The organism is Candidatus Zixiibacteriota bacterium (assembly GCA_026397505.1).
GTDB lineage: Bacteria > Zixibacteria > MSB-5A5 > GN15 > PGXB01 > JAPLUR01.
This window is the reverse complement of record JAPLUR010000060.1, coordinates 25735-47135: the sequence shown is the minus strand read 5'-3', so window position 1 is coordinate 47135 and position 21401 is coordinate 25735. Positions and strand designations below refer to the sequence as shown.

The 21401-nt window shown below is 49.9% G+C and carries 21 protein-coding genes; all 21 read right to left on the bottom strand.

Annotated features, from left to right (window positions below; genetic code table 11):
* Positions 1-57: 57 nt before the first annotated feature.
* Positions 58-2145: a 30S ribosomal protein S1 gene (rpsA, locus tag NT002_05910; protein ID MCX6828803.1), complete on the bottom strand. Its 2088-nt coding sequence runs from the start codon at positions 2143-2145 to the stop codon at positions 58-60.
* A 130-nt stretch (positions 2146-2275) separates the two neighbouring features.
* Positions 2276-2905, bottom strand: a complete 630-nt coding sequence (locus NT002_05905; protein ID MCX6828802.1) for a lysophospholipid acyltransferase family protein — start codon at positions 2903-2905, stop codon at positions 2276-2278.
* A complete protein-coding gene (gene cmk, locus NT002_05900; protein MCX6828801.1) occupies positions 2902-3606 on the bottom strand; it encodes a (d)CMP kinase in 705 nt (234 codons plus the stop codon). The genes NT002_05905 and cmk overlap by 4 nt, the downstream gene beginning before the upstream one ends.
* Positions 3607-3734: 128 nt before the next feature.
* Positions 3735-4649 carry a DUF5668 domain-containing protein gene (locus NT002_05895; GenBank protein ID MCX6828800.1) on the bottom strand — a complete coding sequence of 305 codons (915 nt, stop codon included), beginning with the start codon at positions 4647-4649 and terminating at the stop codon, positions 3735-3737.
* On the bottom strand, positions 4646-5086 hold the full coding sequence (locus tag NT002_05890; protein ID MCX6828799.1) for a PspC domain-containing protein: 441 nt from the start codon (positions 5084-5086) through the stop codon (positions 4646-4648). The genes NT002_05895 and NT002_05890 overlap by 4 nt, the downstream gene beginning before the upstream one ends.
* A gap of 67 nt (positions 5087-5153) precedes the next feature.
* Positions 5154-6341, bottom strand: a complete 1188-nt coding sequence (locus tag NT002_05885) for a zf-HC2 domain-containing protein (GenBank protein ID MCX6828798.1) — start codon at positions 6339-6341, stop codon at positions 5154-5156.
* Between the two features lie 8 nt (positions 6342-6349).
* Complete coding sequence (locus NT002_05880; GenBank protein MCX6828797.1) at positions 6350-6952, bottom strand: sigma-70 family RNA polymerase sigma factor; 603 nt, start codon at positions 6950-6952, stop codon at positions 6350-6352.
* The gene (gene holA, locus NT002_05875) at positions 6945-7940 is read right to left on the bottom strand and encodes a DNA polymerase III subunit delta (protein MCX6828796.1); all 996 of its coding nucleotides are present in this window, start codon (positions 7938-7940) and stop codon (positions 6945-6947) included. The genes NT002_05880 and holA overlap by 8 nt, the downstream gene beginning before the upstream one ends.
* Before the next feature lie 32 nt (positions 7941-7972).
* Positions 7973-8350 (bottom strand): hypothetical protein, encoded by a 378-nt coding sequence (locus NT002_05870; GenBank protein MCX6828795.1) that lies wholly within the window; start codon positions 8348-8350, stop codon positions 7973-7975.
* 364 nt (positions 8351-8714) lie between these two features.
* The gene (locus NT002_05865; protein ID MCX6828794.1) at positions 8715-9863 is read right to left on the bottom strand and encodes a deoxyguanosinetriphosphate triphosphohydrolase; all 1149 of its coding nucleotides are present in this window, start codon (positions 9861-9863) and stop codon (positions 8715-8717) included.
* 17 nt (positions 9864-9880) lie between these two features.
* A complete protein-coding gene (locus NT002_05860; protein MCX6828793.1) occupies positions 9881-10687 on the bottom strand; it encodes a hypothetical protein in 807 nt (268 codons plus the stop codon).
* Complete coding sequence (locus NT002_05855) at positions 10684-12312, bottom strand: lamin tail domain-containing protein (GenBank protein ID MCX6828792.1); 1629 nt, start codon at positions 12310-12312, stop codon at positions 10684-10686. The genes NT002_05860 and NT002_05855 overlap by 4 nt, the downstream gene beginning before the upstream one ends.
* Positions 12312-13298 carry a hypothetical protein gene (locus NT002_05850; protein MCX6828791.1) on the bottom strand — a complete coding sequence of 329 codons (987 nt, stop codon included), beginning with the start codon at positions 13296-13298 and terminating at the stop codon, positions 12312-12314. Before NT002_05850 ends, NT002_05855 begins: the two co-directional genes overlap by 1 nt.
* On the bottom strand, positions 13246-13959 hold the full coding sequence (locus NT002_05845) for a hypothetical protein (protein ID MCX6828790.1): 714 nt from the start codon (positions 13957-13959) through the stop codon (positions 13246-13248). The genes NT002_05850 and NT002_05845 overlap by 53 nt, the downstream gene beginning before the upstream one ends.
* Positions 13956-15395 carry a sigma-54 dependent transcriptional regulator gene (locus NT002_05840; protein MCX6828789.1) on the bottom strand — a complete coding sequence of 480 codons (1440 nt, stop codon included), beginning with the start codon at positions 15393-15395 and terminating at the stop codon, positions 13956-13958. The genes NT002_05845 and NT002_05840 overlap by 4 nt, the downstream gene beginning before the upstream one ends.
* Positions 15392-17539: a ribonuclease R gene (gene rnr, locus NT002_05835; GenBank protein MCX6828788.1), complete on the bottom strand. Its 2148-nt coding sequence runs from the start codon at positions 17537-17539 to the stop codon at positions 15392-15394. Before rnr ends, NT002_05840 begins: the two co-directional genes overlap by 4 nt.
* A gap of 151 nt (positions 17540-17690) precedes the next feature.
* Positions 17691-18317 carry a hypothetical protein gene (locus NT002_05830; protein MCX6828787.1) on the bottom strand — a complete coding sequence of 209 codons (627 nt, stop codon included), beginning with the start codon at positions 18315-18317 and terminating at the stop codon, positions 17691-17693.
* 35 nt (positions 18318-18352) lie between these two features.
* A complete protein-coding gene (locus tag NT002_05825) occupies positions 18353-18862 on the bottom strand; it encodes a periplasmic heavy metal sensor (GenBank protein MCX6828786.1) in 510 nt (169 codons plus the stop codon).
* On the bottom strand, positions 18859-19464 hold the full coding sequence (locus NT002_05820) for a hypothetical protein (GenBank protein ID MCX6828785.1): 606 nt from the start codon (positions 19462-19464) through the stop codon (positions 18859-18861). Before NT002_05820 ends, NT002_05825 begins: the two co-directional genes overlap by 4 nt.
* Positions 19465-19468: 4 nt before the next feature.
* Entirely contained in the window at positions 19469-20005 is a 537-nt protein-coding gene (locus NT002_05815) for an RNA polymerase sigma factor (GenBank protein MCX6828784.1), read from the bottom strand.
* A 110-nt stretch (positions 20006-20115) separates the two neighbouring features.
* A complete protein-coding gene (locus tag NT002_05810; protein MCX6828783.1) occupies positions 20116-21144 on the bottom strand; it encodes a rod shape-determining protein in 1029 nt (342 codons plus the stop codon).
* Positions 21145-21401: the final 257 nt, after the last annotated feature.

Sequence of the window (21401 nt, the reverse complement as noted above, 5' to 3'; positions counted from 1 at the left end):
CACTTTTAACCGCATTAATGAATCAATTCATTAAGCTCTATAATTAGAACCCTTTTCCTAAGAACCGGGAGCTTCATCAACTGAAGGCGGAGCCATCCGGGGCTCTTCAGGAGTCGCCTCTTCTCCGGATTCACTCGGCTGAGCGCTGCCGGTCGGCTCGGAGCTTTTGGTCCCCGTGGCCGCTTCCCCGACAACATCACCCATGGTCACGGTTCGTGTTGGGTGCGCCGCCAGATACTGCTCAAATTCCGTCTTTTCCCGATTCCGGTAATAAGAGGAAACCGAAAGCACTATCTTGTGGGCCGCCCGGTCGAATTCGATGACTTGAAGCGGAATCTTTTCCCCTTCCGAGAAAACATCGCCCGGGTTAGCCAGATCCTGCTTTCCCAGCTGCGATGTGGGGACAAATCCTTCCACATCATCATCCAGAGCCACTGTCACACCGCGATCCAAAACCCGGGTGATAGTCCCCAGAGATTCCGACCCAATGGAATACTTCTTGGCAATTTCGGGCCAGGGGTCATCCCTGAGTTGCTTATACCCCAGAGAAATGCGGCGATTTTCGTGGTCGATGCGAAGAATCTTCACTTCGATCTTATCGCCCTTTTTCATTAACTCGGAAGGATGCTGGATTCGCTTCGTCCAGGACATGTCGGAGATATGAATCAACCCGTCAATCCCTTCTTCCAGTTCGATAAATGCCCCGAACGCGGTCAAATTCCGAACCTTGCCGGAGACAACCTTCCCCACCGGATATTTCTTTTCAATGGTATCCCATGGATCCGGTTCCATCTGCTTGATGCCCAGAGAGATTTTTTCATTCTCCCGGTCAACCGATAGCACCACCGCGTCGATCTTGTCGCCGACATTCATCACCTTGGAGGGATGCTTGATATGCTGGGTCCAGGACATCTCGGAGATATGAATCAAACCTTCCACGCCCTTTTCCAGCTCAACAAATGCACCGTAATCGGTTATTGATACCACCCGGCCGGTGACTTTCTTACCGATCGGATATTTCTCTTCAATATTCTCCCACGGGTAAGGCGTCAGCTGTTTCAAACCGAGCGATATGCGCGAAGTTTTCTCATCGAAATCAAGAATTTTGACCGAAATCCGGTCGCTGAGAGAGACCATTTCGCTGGGATGTTTTATTCGTCCCCAGGACATATCGGTAATATGCAGCAGGCCGTCGACACCATTGAGGTTGATGAAAACGCCGAAATCGGTAATATTCTTGACAATACCCTCGCGCACCTGGCTGACGGCAATCTCCTTGAGAAGTGTGGCTTTCTTCGACTCGCGCTCCTCTTCAAGCACTACCCGCCGGGACACGACAATGTTTCTCCGATTCTTGTTGAGCTTGATAATTTTCAACTGCATCGAGGTATTGATGAGGGCGTCGAAATCAGGAACCTGCCGAAGCGCAATCTGCGACCCCGGAAGGAAAGCGTCGACTCCCATAATGTCAACCACGACGCCGCCTTTGATACGGCGGACCACTCTGCCGGCAACCAGTTCGCCCGAATCATGCGCCTCCTGGATTCTATCCCAGACCCTCATGAAATCGGCTTTTTGCTTGGATAGAACCAACTGGCCGTTCTGATCTTCAATTTCCTCGAGGTAAACATCGATCTTTTGGCCCACGGAAATATTGATCGGTTCGGGGAATTCGGAAATGGGTATAATTCCTTCAGATTTAAATCCGACATCGACAATAACATCATCCCGGGTGACACCCAGAACGGTGCCGGCGACAATCTCACCTTCTTTTATATCTTTGATAGTACCTTCGTACATTTCAAGAAGGCGTTTGTGTTCCTCCGGCGTGTATTCCTTGCTGTCGATCTCGGTCAGCTTCATGGAGGCGACCGTCTCCAGTGCCACGACCGGTCGAGGCTGAATCTCAGCGCGGGCGGCACGTTCGGATACCCGCTGCCTGCGGGCGGTGACAATCTGCTCCTTTGGCTTTTCTTCCAGTTCCACCGCTGCAGCGGAACCTTCGATTTCTTCTTTCTTGACCAGTTTGACTTTCTTTACCTTGGTTTTCTTTGCCAAGCCTGCTTTTCTCTTAGTCATTCTTGGCGTTTGATCACCTCCTGTCGTCTGGACTTTGCTTCTCTGTTCGTTTTTGGCTTCAGCCATTGTTAGAAATTCCTCCTTACGATATATTTATCCCTAGGCGCAGAACGCCTGGGCGGGATATTCGCATAGAATCAAGCGACGATTTCAATATCGGCGCAAACTTTAAATATTATACATTTCCCCCGAAATGTCAATCTTTCTTCACTTTATTATAAAATTCGGTCTTTAAATCCTTTATGCGGTTCATAATATCCTCGGCCAGTCTCCGATACCCGTCCTTCTCTTTCGCATAAGAGGCGATCTTCTCACCTGCCATAGCCCGGCCATAGATTATCCCCAATGTTTCTTTCCCCATCAGGCAGGCCGAAAGACGGTTGGAACCATGAATATAGGCCGGAATCACCGGCGCCCCGGACATTGCCGCAATCATGCCGATACCGGGCCGGGGCGGAAGAAACACCCCTTCTTTGGCTCTGGTGCCCTCCGGGAATATTATGATTCCCCCTTCCGATTTAAGAACATCAATGGCCATATCAATGGCGGCTTTATCAAAGCCGCGCCGATTGATCGGATGGGCATGAAAGTAGCTTATCAAAGCGCCAAAGAGCCGATTGCGAAACAGTTCCTTCTTGGCCATAAAATGAATTTCCTGATAAAGAAAGCTCCCTACCAGCGGGGGATCATAATAGGAAATATGGTTACAGGCCAGAATGAAAGGTCCTTTGGGCGGGATATTATCTCGCTGGAAGATTCTTATTCGGAAGATTATGCGGGCCAGCGCTCTGACCAAAAAGGTCGACAGACGGTAGAAAAATCTCATACCTTCGTAAAACGCGATTTCGCCAGCTTGATAATTCTATCTACCTGCTCTTCGACTGTCAGATTCGTCGTATCAATAACTACTGCATCGCCGGTGCGGGTCAGAGGCGAATGAGCCCGACCGCTGTCATAAGCATCACGCCGCTGCAGATCCTTCATCTGTTCTTCAAGCGAGGAACTTATGTTCAGACGGGTAAAGTCTATCAGGCGGCGGCGCGCCCGCTCAGCCGGGGAGGCTTCCAGATAGACCTTGAGATCGGCTTCGGGAAAAACCACCGAAGTGGTATCGCGCCCTTCGGCAACAACGCTCCCCTTTATGGAGATTTCCCGCTGCTGCCTGACCATCGCCTCCCGTACTCCGGGATGAGCCGAGACCTGCGAGACCGCTGCGGTTACTTCAGGATTCCTGATAGCGGCGGAAACATCCTCGCCGTTAAGGAAAACCCGATTGCCGTCACCTTCCGGCTTAAATTCGATGACCACCTTCCCCGCAATTGCCTCAAGCGCCCGGGCATCATCAGGCGAAACATCATTCCTTAAAGCAAAAAGGGTCACCGCCCGATACATGGCCCCGGTATCGAGGTAAATATATCCGAGGCGGGCGGCCAGCAGCCGGGCGGTGGTCGATTTTCCGGAACCGGCCGGGCCGTCAATGGCTATGACCTTACCTTCCAGCGATGAAAGTTTGTATGGTTTTGACATAAGGTTACTATTATAAATAAAACATGGCGCAAATCAACCCTTTTTTCTGGACCCGGGCAGGCGCCGCGCAGGAGAAGTTCATAAAAAAAGGCCGCCCGCGGGCGGCCTTTGGTCAAAACCGATAGTCGTCAGTAAGGCTCGATTGAAAATTCTTCCAGTTCATCATTGATCTTCAAAGAGATCTGAACATTCGAGGTGTCATAGCCGCCGGAAAAATAATCCCCGCCCCTTTCAATGAATCCCTTCCTCTGCAGGTAATCGCTCTTTCCGGAGCCGGTTACTTTAACTCCGACTCCGTCGGGGATGCGAAACTGAAGCTGGGCATCGCGGCCGCTCAACTCCACATTTACCCGAGGTTTCAGCGTTCCGACTCTCAAGTAGACTTCCCCGCCCGGGTCATCGATGAGCAAATTTTCCATCGGGATCGAAGTCATATTGAGATCCATATCTGCATTGCGGCCACGACAGGTGAGTTTGAGAGGCACTGCCTCGGAAAAAGTAAGATTCCAGGTGCGCCCGTCGCGGTGATTGTTGATCACGATGAAATCCCGTCCGCTCCAGTTCGATCCCCCGCCTCCGCGCCGCATCTCGAGCCGGGCAATACCGCTGTTCTTGGAAAAATCAATTTTGGGCTTTCGGGAAAACCGGTCAAATCGCGCCGAAACCAGGTCGGAACCACCGCGGCCAACATAGAGATTCGTGCTGCCGTTCTCTATGGTCGCCTCGGTCAGACGAACCGAGGAATCCGATGCTTCGCTCCAACGATAGCGGGAGAAGTAATCATGGGAATTAGCTGTCTCCGCCCCGGTATCAAAGGCAATATAAACCATGGTTCCCACCAGAATCAACGGCGACAGGTACGACAAAATCTGCAATCTGGTCCTGAGGAATATTTTCTCCACACCTATGGCGATGAGGATAATCGGCCACCAATAAAGCAACTGGAGCCAGTATTCCCAACTGAGAGCGCCGGTATTGTTAAGCAATAGCATCGCGCCGATTGCGACCAGAAGAAGTCCCCATCTCAGACGGCTCGGTGTCATCTTACCACCTCCCCCGGCTGTGCATTATTATGATTGACATGCTCTCCTTTCCCCGGCCGAACAAGTAAAAATATGCCCAATAAAACCAGTGCAATCGCAATGACAAGGCCAAAATCAAACCACCAGTAAAATTTCTCAATTAGAAAAAGCAGTCCGATTAGAATCAGGATAAAACCCAGAATGAAAGCGCCTTTCGAAGCTCCATTCTTACCCGCTGGCCGCTCGTTGACAATTGCTCCGTCGACAACTACCAGGGGACGTCTGGGCATGGTGATCCAGGCGATAATGTAGGCCAGAAGACCGAGGCCGTGAAAAAATATCAGCACTATGGCCGCAATCCTTACCAGCGTCGGATCGATATCGAAGTATTCCGCCAGACCGCCGCATACGCCGCCAATCTTGTGGTCTACCCGCGACCAGTAAAGTCGTTTATTCATAAGACCTCCATCCGTTTCAAATTCCGTTCTTCTATTGTTTATTTACGGAAGGGGGAACAAAAAGTTCTTATTTTGTCAGGGAATCAAGAGCAGTTATATAATCCTGTATCGTTTTCAGGCAGCTTGAATCCGCCCGGGCGGCTAGACTCTGGAGTTTGCCCAGCATGACATATCTCTCATCCTTATCGGGCGTGAGACGGCCGACATTGTAATAAGCCTCGGCCATGTCCAGCAGTACCTGTTTCAGGGAATCGGTCTTTTGAGATGAGCTGATGGAAGAAATCCCTTTGCCTTCAGAAGTCAGGAGTTGACCGTGCAGTGCCTCCAGATACTCCGTCTGACGGCGCCAATCCACATAGGCAATCATATCGCTGCTGTCGGACGCGGCCGATATGATTGCGTTGCTCTGGCTTTTTGGATTCATCTGCCGGTCAGCACTCGCGAGATCAGTCTTCGGAACTGGAATTTCGGGCAGGGCCTCTGGCTTGTGACCCTTTTGTTCCTCAGGCTTTGCCGACGGTGCGCTCTTTCTCTCTTTTTTAAGTAGAGACTCTCCGGCAGGCTCCGGCACTTTCTGGATTAGCGTCTGCTCCATTTTCGTAATTTTCGAGATTCTGCTCGTTGTGTCTGGAGCAGGCGGTACTGCTTCAAGAACTATTGGCTTCTCGCCGGCCACCATCGACTCCGCACTTTGAGTGACAGTAATTGGAGACACTACCGGAACCTCCCTCTTTTCCGGTTCCATGCTTATGATTGTGCTTTTCGGAGAGGTCCGAGCGCCGGTATCAGATGCCCTCTTCTCGATCATCAGATGCTCGGCCGCTTTGGTTGTTTCAGGCATTGAAGGTTTGACGGTTGATACACTCGGCAAAGCTTGCGGCGTAAATAGTGCCCTAGTCGGCTCGGTGACTTTCGATTCATGTATGGATATATAGGCCACCAGCGAAACCGAGGCGGCGATTGCCGCCAGCTTAAAAGGAAGTCCGGTTCTCTTTTTCTTTGGCAGTTTAACAACTGTGGATGCCTCAATTTCGCCTATGGTGCCGAGGATGGCGTCTTTCTGCCGCAACCAATACTCCTCATCGCCGCCAAGTTGCAGCTTCTCGACCGAAGCCTCTAATTTCAGCAGATCCTGATAATGTGCGCGGCATTCGGTACAGCCGGTCAGATGCTCCTCGACCTCGGCTCTTTCCAATGCGGTCAGCCGGTCATCAACATACCGACCCAAAATCAATTTTATCCTGTCACACTTCATAATTCCTTCTAAAGCGAATCCTTTAGGGCCTCAATCAGCCTTTCCCGCGCCCGGTGCAGCCTGGAATCAACGGTTCCGACCGAGATATTCAAATATCGGGCAATTTCCTCATAGCTCATCTTCTCGAACATTCGCAGAATGAAAACCGACCGAAACTGAATCGGCAAAGCCATAATGGCTCGCAAGAGCCTCTTATCATTCTCCTTCTCAATCATTCGTTCCAGCGGGTTTGCGCTGGAATCAGGCACCTGATAGAGGAAATCATCGATTTCCGAAATCGGTTTCTCCCGCTCCTCTCTCTTGATATGATTGAGGGCCAGATTTCTGGCAATAGTTGAAATCCAGGGATAAAACGGCCTTCCCCACTCAAAATCATTCAAGGCCAGGTATCCTTTCACAAAAGCTTCCTGCACCATATCCTCGGCGGTATCCGTTCGGCCCAGAAGCGCCGCCACGAATCTATATACCCGCTTCTGATATTTCAGCACCAGCCGCCCATACGCATTCTTATCACCGTCCCGGGCTGCCTTGATAAGAGCCTGGTCCAAGGCGGCATCATTCGCATTATTTACAGATAGAGCCGCTTTTTCTTCCCGGATTTTTTCATCCATGGGCAGTTTTTTGATTGCGAAGGTTACAGATATTAATAACCAATTTCTCGATAATCAGGATTTCCGGTTTGATATTGCTGCGAAGCTCATAATCGGCCTCGGAAATCAACTCGATTATCTTCTCAAGCTGTTTATTATCAAACAGATCCGCCTGCTGGCTGTATTTCCAAAGAAACTTCTTTTTCCAGACCGGCAAAGGCTTCTTATTCTTGACCAGATAAAGGTCGATAAAATGCTCTCCCAGCCAGAATGTAATCGTGGAAGCTCTCTCCCCCTGACCGGACAGATAACTTATGATGGCCAGTGATCGATCAAAATCCCCCTGTGCCGCCCGATCCGCCAACTCGTAAATCTGGTAAGCCTGATAGTCGGAACAGACCAGCGCTACATCCTCTTTTCTGATCGTTCCTCCCTGACCGACATAGTTGACCAGCTTGTTCACTTCTTCGGTCAGTCCTCCCATATCACCACCGCCCAACATTATCAGTATTTTTTCGGCTTCGGGCTGAATCGTGATCTGGTGCTCTTTGAAGACGGCGGTGATTCTTCTTCGCGCCTGGTCCCCCGGGATCCGATTAAATTCAATTGCCGCGGTTTTTTGAAGCAGGAATTCCAGCAGCTTCGTTTTCTTGCTCAACGCCCTGGTTGCCGGTGTCACGAAAATGACAACTCGGCTCGGATCCGGCGGGCTCAAGATAGAAAGTATCTTCTCTATCTCGCTCTGTGCAAGGGATTGAATTTCATCAATGGTGAAAACCTGCCGCTCTCCCAGCATCGGGATGACAGAAAGCTCGGTCAGAATATCGGGCAGCTTTCCTTTCTGCGCGGTTATGACTGTATGATTTATAGCCGTCTGGGATTTGGGAAGAAATCTCCGGACAATCGCCTTTTCGGCTTCTTTCATCCGATAATCTTCGGTCCCACAAAAATAGTAGACCGACCGGAATCTACCGGATTCCAGTTCCTGATTAAGTTCGCTTGGAGTCACAGCCCCAAATTAAGAGAGAGGGGAAAGAACTGTCAATCAAAAAGGGAGTTCAAGGCCGGATTATTCTTTTTTGGCACCCAGCCAAGGCAAAATTTGTATTTTTCGCGGTATTCCAACGCCTTTTTCAACAATTCGGTGAATTCATAACGACAGACCGACTGCAAATTGATCTGGTTGACCAATTCCAGGTTATCACCATAAATCCTCAACTCTCGCCCCTCAAAAAGCTGGCGGTTCAGTTCAATGAATTCAAGCAGGGTCAAGAGTGAGGCATACTCGGTGTGCAGTTCTTCCCCGACGAAAGGAGCCTTGAATGAAATGCCCGCCGCCGGTATGGAAAAACAGACCAGCATCTTCTGGGTTGTAGAAGCATCCAGTCTCTTCTGATATGCGCCAAAGAAACAGTCCATGAACTATCAACCGGCAAAAGTCATGCCCCCGGGATAGATAGTCAAACTTAATCGCATTTCATTGTTTTTCAACGAGATACGCAAGAGGAAAACTTACGGAATTGTTGTCCTTGTGAAAAAATATTCATATCTTAGATGAAATCCCGGTATTTTCACTATGCAATTTCGGTCTTATTATTTATATTATTTGCGAAGGGTAGTTCTTCCAGTTGAGATTTGGGAGTGGAGCGCTGAACTTCAGGTAGTTTCCTAGCCCCCTCTACCTAACAGCTTCCACTCCCTTTTTATTGCCCATTACAATTTTACATGGAATTCGATAAAGAGGGTTTCGGCTGAGACCCGGATGACAAATGGTGAGAATTTTTCACCGCGCTTTCATCTGCCCGAACATACGTACCGCATATCGGTCGGTCATTCCGGCAATGAAATCGGCAATGATGGTTTCGACCGGCTCCTTATCAAGACGGAGCTTGAACTTACCGTGGAGTTTTATTGGGTCACGGCGATATTCCTCAAACAATGTTTCCAAAATCATCCGGGCCTCATCGGCCATTTTCATGATCTTTGGGTGGCGGTACATTTTCAACGTGAGAAATTTTTTGAGGACGCTCATCTTTTCCTGCATCGGAATTGCAAATTCGACCAGCCTTCCCGGATAACGGCGAACATCAGCCAGTGAATTGATCCTGTTTTCTTGAATGTTCTGGGAGGTTTGCTGTATCAGGCTGCCTACCTGACGGTCGACCAGAAGTCTTACTATGGAATGGCGACGAAGCTTTTTATCAAGATACGGGAATATCCGCTCCGATTCGGTCCTGGCTTCGACCCATATCGGCACGTCCGCCAATTCATCCCAACTGAGTATTCCCGATGATAATCCGTCATCGATGTCATGGCTGTTGTAAGCGATGGCATCGGCCATATCAACCAGCGAGGCTTCCAGAGTCGGCTTTTCCTCCGGCGGAAATATTTCCGGGCAAATCTGCGGGCCGCCGGTTTCATGCTTGATAATCCCCTCACGAACCTCATAGGTAAGATTGAGGCCGGGATAATCAGGATACCTTCGTTCCAGAATATCAACCACCCGCAGTGACTGCCGATTATGATTAAAACCGCCGAAATCGGCCATGAGATTATCAAGAACATCCTCACCCGAATGGCCGAACGGGGTGTGTCCCAGATCATGCACCAGTGCGATCGCTTCGGCCAGATCCTCATTTAATCCCAGAGTCCGGGCAATCGTCCGGCTGATCTGAGCTACTTCTATCGTATGTGTCAGGCGCGTTCGATAATGATCCCCCTCATGGTTGACAAAAACCTGTGTCTTATATTCCATGCGGCGGAAAGCCGCCGAATGGATGACCCGATCGCGGTCACGCTGATAGACTGAACGAAGGGGATGTTCGCTCTGGCGGTACTGCCGCCCGCGGCTGCCCGAGGAAAATGCGGCATAAGGAGCTAATATCCGCCGCTCATATTGTATGATTCTGTCCTGAGGTGATAGAAATTCCATAAAGCTCTCTTATGCGATCAGCTCTTCCACACGAATTCCAGCGACAAATTATGACTCATCCCCAGAACCGGGTGATATGAGGCTGCATAACCGAGCCGGAAACCGCGATAATGCAGGTCAATACCACCGCCATAAGTGAGAGGATTGTTGCTTACCCCCCAGAAGATGGCATTCTTCCCCTGCAAACGGATATATTGGCCGACGGCCAGAATCGGTTTTTCGTACTTTTCCAGCGCCACCCGCCCGGTGAGAGAATAGGTCGAGGGTCCCTCTACTTCAGCATAAATCTTAAAGACGGTCTGATACCTTTCAGCGTCGTCGATCGGCGCCGGCTGATTGATATTGTCTGCGGCTAATCCCAGGTGAAACCTCTCATAATTCAGGCCGCCGGTTACTCCCAGGGAGGCCATATTGAACGAACCATGGTTGTCCCCTATCTCTATGGTCCATCCCGAAATATCAATTGCCAGCGTCATCAAGCGGAACTGCACCCCCAGTGCCCCCCTAATAAGTTTCTCCGTGTAATAATTCTCCCGGCCAAATTGCGAGAAACCGACGGCCCCGGAGAAACTTCTATACCGATAAGCCGCTGCCGCAAAAACCTTATCCAGATCGGCCAAATCATATTTTCTCTGGAAACCCGACTCAAAAACCAACTGCCGCTCGGAAAGTAATACCGCCGGGCAGGCCAGATAATCAGATGCGGACGGTGATGAGAAAAGCACTGTTCCGCCCATACCGGTCAGCCTTCCCGCCCCGATATCGAACGAGAATGCCGGCAGCGAAAGGCCAAGTAGGCAGAGAAAGATTAGTTTCGACCTCATGGCGCGATCACCACCGTCTGCTTGTACTGTTCCCGGCCATAAACTTCAACAAAAAGGATATAAATCCCGACCGGCAGACGCCGCCCGGCCTCGCTGCTGCCGTTCCAGCGAACCGTTCCGTCCAATGCCGGCATTTTATCCAGCAGAGTCTTAACCACTCGCCCCTCGGTATCATATAATCTCATGCTCAAATTATCGCCGGGCGGGACGGCAAAGGTTATCACCATCTCACCATCTTCTCTGGGCGAGAATGGATTCGGTTCAACTTTAATCTCTATCTTCGACGCCGATGCCTGATAATAAACTTCATTCCCCTGTCCGGGCGTACCGCCGGGCGAAACAGAACGTCCCCAGCGGCCGGTGATATCGACCTCTCCGCCTCGTCCCCAGGTGTAATTATCTCCATAGGCAAGACTATAGAGGAAACTATCGGCGACAAAGCCAAAGGAATCGGTCAGTCTGATTTTATCCCCATTATTATTGAGTGACGCCCAGCCGCTCATCTGGAGCAACGGGATTTCGCTTGCCGTATAGAAGGATTTGAAAGCGCTGCTGTCATCACAGAGCACCAGATACTCGCCGACCGACAGAAAATAATCCAGCGCCGTAATTTGATATTGCCGGGCCGAATCACCCAGCAGCCACCCTTTAATATTAATGGTGCTGTCACTGCGGTTTTTTATTTCGACCCATTCCGCTCTCAGGGGCGATTGCGGATCGGCCAGAAATTCGGAGAGGATTATCGGCGGGAAATATTCACCCGGCGCCGTCAGCAATACCAGATTATTAGCGGGACGGTCATCCTGGGGAAGCCGCGCCAGAAGAGTGGCGTATGTACCCCGAAGGTGCAAATTCTCTATCCGCGCTATGGTATCACCCGGCGCCATATCCGGCAGATTGAATATAACCACGAAATCGGAATCGGCAACAATGCTGTCTTCGTTATTATCATAATAGATACTCAGTGCTGCCCCTGACACAGGTTGAAGCCCGATATTGGCGATCAAGTAATTTAATCCGGTCATGTTGTCCGATTCCGGATAAGCCGATATTTTCAGCAACGCCAGATCATCCTGTCGGGGCGTACTGGAATTTATTCTTCCCGGTGTTCCGCCGCGGGGGTCGAAAGAGTTGCTTATTACCAGCGAAGTGGGTGCGAATCTTTCCCATGAAACTCCATCCTGTCCAGCGCTCGTCCAATGGAAAATGGATTTGGCAATTGAGGCATATTTCAGGATAATGGTCCCGGAATCATTTCTCAAAGCCAGTTCCGCGAGGCGGTGTACCTGATAATTTTCCTGAGGTGTGTCACCCCATAAGCCGCTGCCGTCGCCCCAAACCGATTCAAAACCGATAACGGTTGCCGAATCGTACAACCTGCGACATGCGATATAATATTGATATGGCCCCAACGAGATACCGGGCAGAGTAAGACTGACACCATCAATGTCAAGCGAGTAGAACAGAAGCGATTTGGCACTATCGGAGTTATTATATAATTCAATCCACTCCAGCGACACGTTGGCGCCAAGTTCGTTGGACATGACCTCGTTGATAATTATATCGGCCTGCGCCAAACCAAAAGCCGCCAACAGAAATAACAATGTGCAAAAAATCCGGCTCATTACCATTCTACTTTCACCTCAAAAAAGAGAGTCGCTTCTACCCGCTCGGTATAACTGCGACTGTAACGATATGAATATTTCGCAGCCAACTCAACATATTTCATCAGGCGGAAGGCCTCGCGCAGATAGCCGTAGAAATAATCAATTCGGCCGGTTCGGGTATTCAGTTTATCCAGATTCAGCCAGATTTCTGTTGTCCCCGGTGATGACAAGAACACTCTGACCCGTGTGAAGCAGGAAAGGTATTCATTATTCCATTTATCCAACTTATACCCCAGATAGCTTCTTAGAGAAATTCGGTCTGAATAGAACCGATACTCGGCTCGGGCTTGATTTTCAAAAACCAACTCACCCGGGTGGTTTTCTTCATAATGGCGAAATTCCATTCTTACACGGGATTGAAGGGATAGCGGCACCTCCAGCCCGGCGACCAGACGGGCGGCTCTCTCATAGCGGTCTTTACCATAAATGGAACAGGAGAAATCGGTGGTGATATCATGACCCATCTCGGTATTTGCTTTGAACAGCATTCCCTGCTGGTCATGGCGGCGGTCGCGGAAACTGAATTGAATGGTGTCGATTGTAACGTCGCTATAAAGCAGCCCGGAGCGCCCCCCGCCAATCAGATTCAGGAACTCTCCATCATAATGCCAGGCCGAAAGCCGCAGCCGGATCGGGCCCTCCGTATATTCCGATTCCATAAGCGCCGCCGGGAAAAGAGTGCGGGCATTTTTGGGAAAGGCCAGTTCCAGCGCCGCCTGTCCTGCCTTCACGCGATACTGTGCCGATATCCCCAATTGATAATGACGATATTCCACCCCGGTAATACGATTGTTGACCATGGCCCCCAGAAGGATTCCCTCCAGCTGGAATTTGTGGAATCGTCTGGATAGATCGAGGGCGGTGGCGCGAATGCGATAATCGGAGTTCTGATCATAATGAATCAGCCACTTGACCGCGTCGCTTTTGCGCCCCCCCCTCGGCATAGATACCGTTGAATCCGCCATAAACCGGGAAGAGCCAGGAGGCATCTTCGGATTGCTCGCCCTTGTCAAAGAGCCTGCCGCGATATCCTACAGTGAGTCCCAAACCATACCGGGCGTTATAGTTCCCAATCACTATTTTCTTCAGCGTTCCCGGTTTCCCCCGATAGGTAAGCGCCCTTTGAGTGCATTTCCCGATATGCTGATAATTCCTTTCGAATCGTCCGGTCAAGTTCCAATCGGCGGCAATAGATGAATTGATATAATACTGGTTTTTTCGCTCACCGTTTTCTCCAAGTTTCTGCCACCCTCGATATTTCAGATACCCATTGGCCTTAACTTCATTTTCGACTTCGCTTACACTTAAAAATGCCGCCGCCTGCTCCGATTCCGATTCCGTGAAGCTTTTCAGGTACGAATTAGTAAAGTAGTCGAAGCCGGGAATTTCATCCAGAAGATACAGCTCAGTGCTGTCAATTCCGCCGTCAAATATCTCGACCAGATTAAGATATGCTTGATAGTCAATATCACCGCGCAAGTACGCCTCAAAAATCTCTTCATCGGAGGGATAAACCTCACCGGATATAATCTGAGTCAGAGCAGTGGGTACAGATATAACGATAAAAAGCAGGCTGAAAGTGAAAACATGGAGAATTCTGGTCAAGTCAGATGGTACTTCTTCAATTTTCGGTAGAGCGTTCTTTCGCCGATACCGAGCTTTCGAGCCACCATCTTGCGATTGCCGTTGGCTTCATTCAGCGCCGCTTCAATCATCTCTTTTTCCACCTCCTGCATTGTCCCACCCGATCCGGCGACTGTTGTCTGCTGCCCGGCGGCGCCATTTTCGAATTCTGTTCTGGTCGGAAGATTGACCGTTATCAAGTCACGCAGCATCTTGATTTCGCTTCCCAGCGAGAGCAGTGCGCGGTAAATTAATTCATGCCCGGCTTCATCCGGCGTCCTCCCGGTTACGACCGGCAGTTGTCGCTGCGTTATCCCCTGTTCGGCGATAAACTGTTCAACATTATGTACGGAAATTTCACCTTCCGGGTGAAGCGCCGCCACATGCGCCACAAAGTTGCGCAACTGTCTCACATTCCCCGGCCAGTCATACCGTAAGAGCAAATCAACAGCGCCATCCGAGAATCCTTTTACTTTTTCACACGATGCGAAGTGGCAGAGCAGGGGAAGAATATCTTCTTTCCTCTCGTAGAGCGAGGAAAGAATTATCTTGACCACGCCGAGGCGAAAATAGAGGTCCTCACGGAAAGCACCTTCCCGTATCGCCTCCGACAGGTCGCGATTTGTGGCCGCAATTACCCGGACATCGGAATGGGCAGGTTTGTCGCCTCCCACCGGGTAGAAAATGCCGTCTTCCAGCACCCGCAATAGCTTTACCTGCATATCCGGTCTCGTCTCGCCGATTTCATCAAGGAAAATTGTGCCGCCGTCTGCCTGCACAAAGAGTCCTTCACGCTTGCCGACCGATCCGGTGAATGCACCCTTTTCATGCCCGAAGAGCTCCGATTCCAGAATCCCCTCGGCCAGCGCCCCACAGTTCACCGCCACAAAACGGCGCTCGTTTCGATTGGAATTAGTATGTATGGCGCGGGCCACGAGTTCCTTGCCGCTACCCGAGGGCCCGATTATCAGGACACTGATATCAGTCGCGGCGATTCTATCTATCGTTTCGGCGACCATTTTCATTTTTTCCGAGCGCCCCACCAGATCGTATTTTCGCAGCAGAGCCTTTTGATACAAAATGCGGCGGACCTTCTTGGCGATGGAATCGGCACCATCGGCCAGGCTGATGAACCCATCAAGCGATAACCCTTCGTCGCCGATTTGATGCTGCATGGTCGGGACAATTTTCCAGATATCGACAACCGGCGCCCGCATTCTGATTCGTCTTATGATCCCGGGATTAATCCCCTGAAATTCCCCACCGATAAGAATCAACTCGACCGAACGCTCCTTGAGGATAGTATATAATTGTGACAGCTCTGAAACGAATTCCCCCATCGCCCTGAAAGTACTGCCAAAAAGCGGATCCCCCTCCGCAAATTCCGGTTTGGCAAGTACCAATATGTTCTGTATCATCTTTGACGATGTTTCCTTTTAGACTTTCGTTGCCGGGGTTCGGCGGCTTCAACCAGATAAAGATTTATTTCGTTTTTGACCTTATCGACTGTCTGAATTCCCACCGTCACTTGATCCCCCAATCGAAAAATACGCCCGGTTCTTCTTCCCACGAGACGAAAATGGTCCGCATCATACTTATAGTAATCATCATCAAGACTGGATAGACGAACCATCCCCTCCGCCCCGGTCCCGCCGAGACGAACAAAGAAACCGAAATTCAGAAGCCCCGATATTACTCCGACATATTCCTGGCCTATCCGCTCGGCCATGAAAGCCACCTGCTTGATTTTGATTGCTTCCCGTTCCGCCGCTTCGGCGGTGCGCTCGGTCTCGGAGCAATGCTGCCCGACATTGGTCAAAATATTATCAATACGCTTGCTCAATGTTTCGGGGTAACGCCCGCTTTTCAGTTTCCGCAGCAGACGGTGCACCATCAAATCGGGATAACGCCTGATAGGCGAAGTAAAATGAGTGTAATGGGTGAATGCCAATCCAAAATGACCGATATTTTGCGGCTGATAGACCGCCTTCTTCATGGAGCGGAGCGCCAGTTCGTTGAGAAGCTCCTCCTCCGGTTTCCCTTTTATTTTTTCCAGAAAACGGGAGAATTGAATCGGCTTGACCGTGTCGGAAACCGGGAAATGGTATCCCAGAGTCGAAACCAGATAGGAAAACGCCTCAAGTTTCTCCATATCGGGCTTGTCATGTACCCGATAGAGAAATTTTTGTCCCATCCGGAAGACATGCAACGCCACCGCCTTATTGGCCGCCAGCATGAATTCCTCAATAAGACGGTGCGACTCCAACCGCACACGGTTTCCTATTTCAATAATCTCCCCTCTACTGTTAAGAACTATTTTGGCCTCGGGAAGATCAAAGTCCAGAGAACCCTCCGCTATCCTCTTCTTTTGAAGCAGGGAGGCAAGCTGCCGCGCCAGAAGAAGATTCTCGGCCACCTTGCCGACACTATCACCAGATTTGCCGGTGTTGAAAAATTCCTGCACTTCTTCATAGCTTAACTTGGCCTTGGAGTTGATCACCCCTTCGCAGAGTTCCCAATCCCGCATGTTGCCGTCAACATCAAAATTGATGAGTGCCGAATAAACCAGCCGCTTGCGGTTCGGCCGCAGAGAACAGAGGTCGTTGGAAAGCTTCTCGGGAAGCATCGGTATCACCATCCCCGGAAGGTAGACCGAATTGCCCCGTTCGAATGCCTCCTTGTCGAGCATCGTTCCTTCGCGCACAAAGAAAGAAACATCGGCAATATGCACTCCCAGGCGGTATCCCTGGGGCGTTTTCGTCACAGAAATGGCATCATCATGGTCTTTGGCATCCTCAGGATCGATGGTATAAATAATATCTTTGGTGAAATCATGCCGCCGACCCAATTCCTCCGGTGCAAAAAATGCGGCGGCCTCTTCGGTTTCCTCGATTACTTTTCTGGGGAATTCCTCGGGAAGTTCATAATTCTTTATAACCGTCAGAAGATCCACGCCCGGCTCGCCCGGCATACCGATTCTCTCCAGTACCTCTCCCTCCGGATTGCTCAAAGCATCCTCCCAGGAGTTGATTCGGGCCACCACCCGCTCGCCATCACGCGCTTTCTGGGATAATTTGACAGGAATATAAATATCGCGCTGGACTTTCTTATTGTCCGGGACGACAAAGCTGAAATTCCGGCCGATTCTGAAAGTCCCGATAATATTGCGTGAGGCCCGCTCCAGAACCTTAATTACTTTACCATGCAATTCGTTTTCATCGCCGGTCTCGACCCGCACCATGACTTTATCACCGTCGAGGGCCGTAAGAGTATCGGAGGGAGGAATCACAACCGGCTCGCCTGATTCGGTGAAGGTCGTTCCATATCCTCCTTTGGAAATAGAGATATTGCCGACCACCAGATTCAATTCCGAGGGGACTCCCAATCGGTTTCGCCGCAGCTTCACCAATTTTCCGGAATCTATCAACTTCTTGACAGCGCCTCGGAAAGATGGGTATTCCTTTTCAGAAATTCTTAATTCGTGAGCCAGCTCTCTCAATTTCAAAGGTCTTCCGGCCTTATAGGCCAGATAATCAATTATATACTGATCTTTAATACTCATGGCGCTATTGTTAATAAGGCGAGCCACAAAAGTCAAGTCAAATATGCCATTTTTCTGCCAAATTGGCAGATATTCGCAATAAAAAAAGAAGGCAAGTCAAAAACCTGCCTTCTATGTCAGATTTATTAATCTGCCTGTTACACTAGTTTCGTCATCTAGACTTCTTGCCACATGGCTTATTGCATCCCATCATTCTGCCAGGGGCATCGCCCGGATCATCATCTGAAAGCATGATAACTTTCTCGATCCTGCAATCCGGTCCTTCACCCATTTCCGGTCCCCCCTGGCCGCACATCTTGGGCATCAGCTCTTTGAGTTTCTTCTGCTGATCGGCATTCAAGAGAGCCTTGATTTGCCGCTGATGCTGGAATCTCATTTTCTGCATTTCAGTTTTCAACTGGCCGACTTTATCCATCGCCGCCAGAATCTCTTTTTCCGCCCCATCATTCTTCATCAAATAGCGTAATTTCAGTTCCGCTTTCTCCAATTCAGCATCTTTGTCGATACGGGCAACACCGAATTCCTCAGTCATTTTGGATATCTGGGTCTTCTGCCCGGCATCCAATCCGATTTCATCGGCCATTTTGAGTATCATGCCGGGATGAACGCATTCCCCACCCATCATGCAATCCTGCCGGCACATCCCCATCCCCATCCCTTTTCCCATGTCCATACCTTTGCCCATGCCCATCCCTTTTCCACAGCCACCGGGCTGGGCCATGGCCAACGGGGCCAGAAGCAGAATCACGGTTGCGAACAATGCCAGGTTTCTTTTCATTTCTTCTCCTTGGAATAATAAGTTCTATGCAGTACTCAGGGGCCGAGCGGCGGCATTTGACCGGTGCGGAGACCTCTGACATTCATTATCAGTTCCCGCTCAAACCGCATCTCAAAAACCACCATCTTCCCCATCTGTACCACGGTTAATAGTTTTGAAACTTCAGTATGAAATTTCCTTTGATTATCCTCCATCCCTGACTTTAGTGCCTCTATTCTGGCTATTTCCGTCTTTATGGAATCTTCGGAGGGCTTCTCGGCGCTCAATAATTCAGATAGATGGTCTATTTCAGTCTGGATATCGTCATTAATCCCGCGCATCTCCTTTCTGAAGTCCACAAATAAGGAGATAAATTTGGTGCTCTGTTCATCATTCAATTCCAATGCTTCCATCAGCTTCAAGAGTCGAAGGCTTTCCAGATTTCTGGCCCGTTCTTCTCCCCGGCCACAGCCGGGCCAACCAGGCTCCTGAGCGCGAATTGCATTGCCAAAGAGAAGAACAAGCAGCAAAACAAAGATCAGGGCAAAATATTTCTCTTTCCTCATAAGATATCCTTTGTTTTCATTCTACTTTTTAAAATTCGAAGCTCATCACTATTCAGCTCTCCCAGAAGCATTTCACCGGCGTTAAACCCATAAGCCTCAACATAATTGCCAATTATGACGTCAAGATATTGGTCATCCAGAGTCTCATCATTTGTATCGGTCCCTTCCGCACTTTCGGTGGTCAGATTGCTCGCCTCGGTAGAATCAGTGATTATGCCGGCAGAAGTGCCGGAAATGAGCGCCGCCACCGAATCTCCTTCCGAAAGCGGCCGTAATTTCTGACTGTTATGACCCAGCATCGAGACAAAGACAAGCAAGAGGACAGCCGCCAGCGAGGCCCCATAACGCACCGCCACTCGATAAAACAGAAAAGCCCGATTCTGAAAACGGCTGATTTTATTCTCCAAGCTTTCCTGCAGATGGGCGAATTCCTCTTTCGTAAGCGGATTGGGCTGGAATCTCAGACCCTCTTCCAGCGAGGACAACTCTTCATAGTATTGCATACATCCGGCACAACTGTCAAGATGCTCCTTCTCCGCAGGGGTCACGGAGAGCAATCCCAATTTATGGGACAATTCCTTTTTGAGCTGTTCGCAATTCATAATATTACTTGTAATCCTGAAGCATTTCTCTAAGCTTATTCACTGCTTTTTGATAATGAGTTTTCACCGTTGATTCATTCTTATTCATTATGGCTGCAATTTCTGCAAAGGGAAGCTGCTCGTAAAAACGAAGATTGAAAACCAGTTTCTGCTTTGGGGGAAGCGAGTTCATTCCGGACCGGATCGCCCGGCTCAGCTCACCGGAACCAGCCAGATCCGGCATATCATAAGACGGCTCATTAGCGCCAGCCAGAGGAATATGGGATACTAACTTCTTACGCCGCAGGTAGTTCAAGGTTTTATTGGCCGCAATGCGATAAAGCCAACTGGAGAAATTGGCCTCGCGACGAAAGCCTCCCATCTCTTTGAAAGCGGCAAAAAAAGTATCCTGCATCAAATCGAGGGCAGCCTCGCGATCTCCGGTCATTCTGTAAGTTAGAGCGAACATTTTGTCTTTATTGAGCCTCACTAACTGGTCAAAGGCGCTACGGTCACCCGCCTTTGCTCTACCCGTGAATTCTTGTTCATCTTCTGCTTCCATTTATCAGTTGTTTTCAATATTTAGACAATTCGCTCTCCGAAAAGACTAACAAAAAAGACAGACCATTTCAAGTCTGCCCTAAATTCTTGTCATATAAAGAATTCTGTATGTTAGTCGCGGCGGCTCTTTATCAGCACTTTTGAGTATTGCTGCATATTTTCGAGCACTTTGCCGGTTCCCCGGACCACGCAGGTTAATGGGTCATCGGCTATATGGACTGGAAGATTAGTTTCCTGACGAAGCCGACGGTCGAGGCCGCGCAGAAGCGCGCCGCCACCGGTCAGAATTATGCCGCGGTCAAGGATATCCGAGGCGAGCTCGGGAGGGGTTCTTTCGAGTGATTGCCGCACCGCCTCGACGATTCTTTCAATCGGCTCGACCAGCGCCTCACGTACCTGTACCGAAGAAAGCTTCAGAGTCTTCGGCACCCCGGCCACCAGATCGCGCCCCTTAACCTCCTGCGAAAGTTCCTTCTCCAGAGGAAAAGCTGAACCAATTTTGATCTTTATTTCCTCCGCCGTCAATTCCCCAATCAGAAGGTTATAATTTTTCTTGAGATACATGATAATGGCGTCGTTCATCTCATCACCGGCAATACGCACCGAGATATTGTTGACTATTCCATTCAAGGCGATAACCGCTATTTCAGATGTCCCGCCGCCGACATCAATAACCATTATTCCCGAGGGTTGGTCGACCGGCAGACCGACTCCAATGGCCGCCGCCATCGGCTCCTGAAGCAGAAAAACCTCGCGGGCGCCGGCATTCTCGGCCGAGTCGCGCACCGCCCGCTTTTCGACTTCCGTGATACCCGAAGGAACCGAAATCACAATCCGCGGCTTCATCAAATATTTGTGTTTGACGACCCGCCGGATAAAATCGGACAGAAGTTTTTCGGAAATTTCAAAATCGGCTATGACACCGTCTTTAAGCGGTCTTATGGCGGCGATTTCACCGGGGGTGCGCCCCAGCATCTCTTTGGCCGCCGAACCGACTGCCAGCACTTTGCCGGTGGATTTCTCCACCGCCACCACCGATGGTTCATTAAGGACTATCCCCTGCCCGCGGACAAATACGAGAGTATTGGCAGTTCCTAAGTCGATTCCGACATCATTTGAGATAAAATCAAAGAAGGCCAATCTGTTTCCTTAAGTCTCTTTCCTATTCAAAGTCAATGTCTGATATCCATATCTTTCAGGCTGACCGGTAGTTTAATCGACTCTCCCCCAAAAAGCAATAAAAAAAAGAGTAGGATTAGAGGAGCGCCTTAAACCATTTTTATTATGAAGACACTCCTCGAGTTATACGGCAACAGAATGCGATAGCATGACAAAACGGGTTGACTGGCGGGCAAAGCGGAACAAAATGAGCTTGACAGATGGCTGGCTCCGCAATA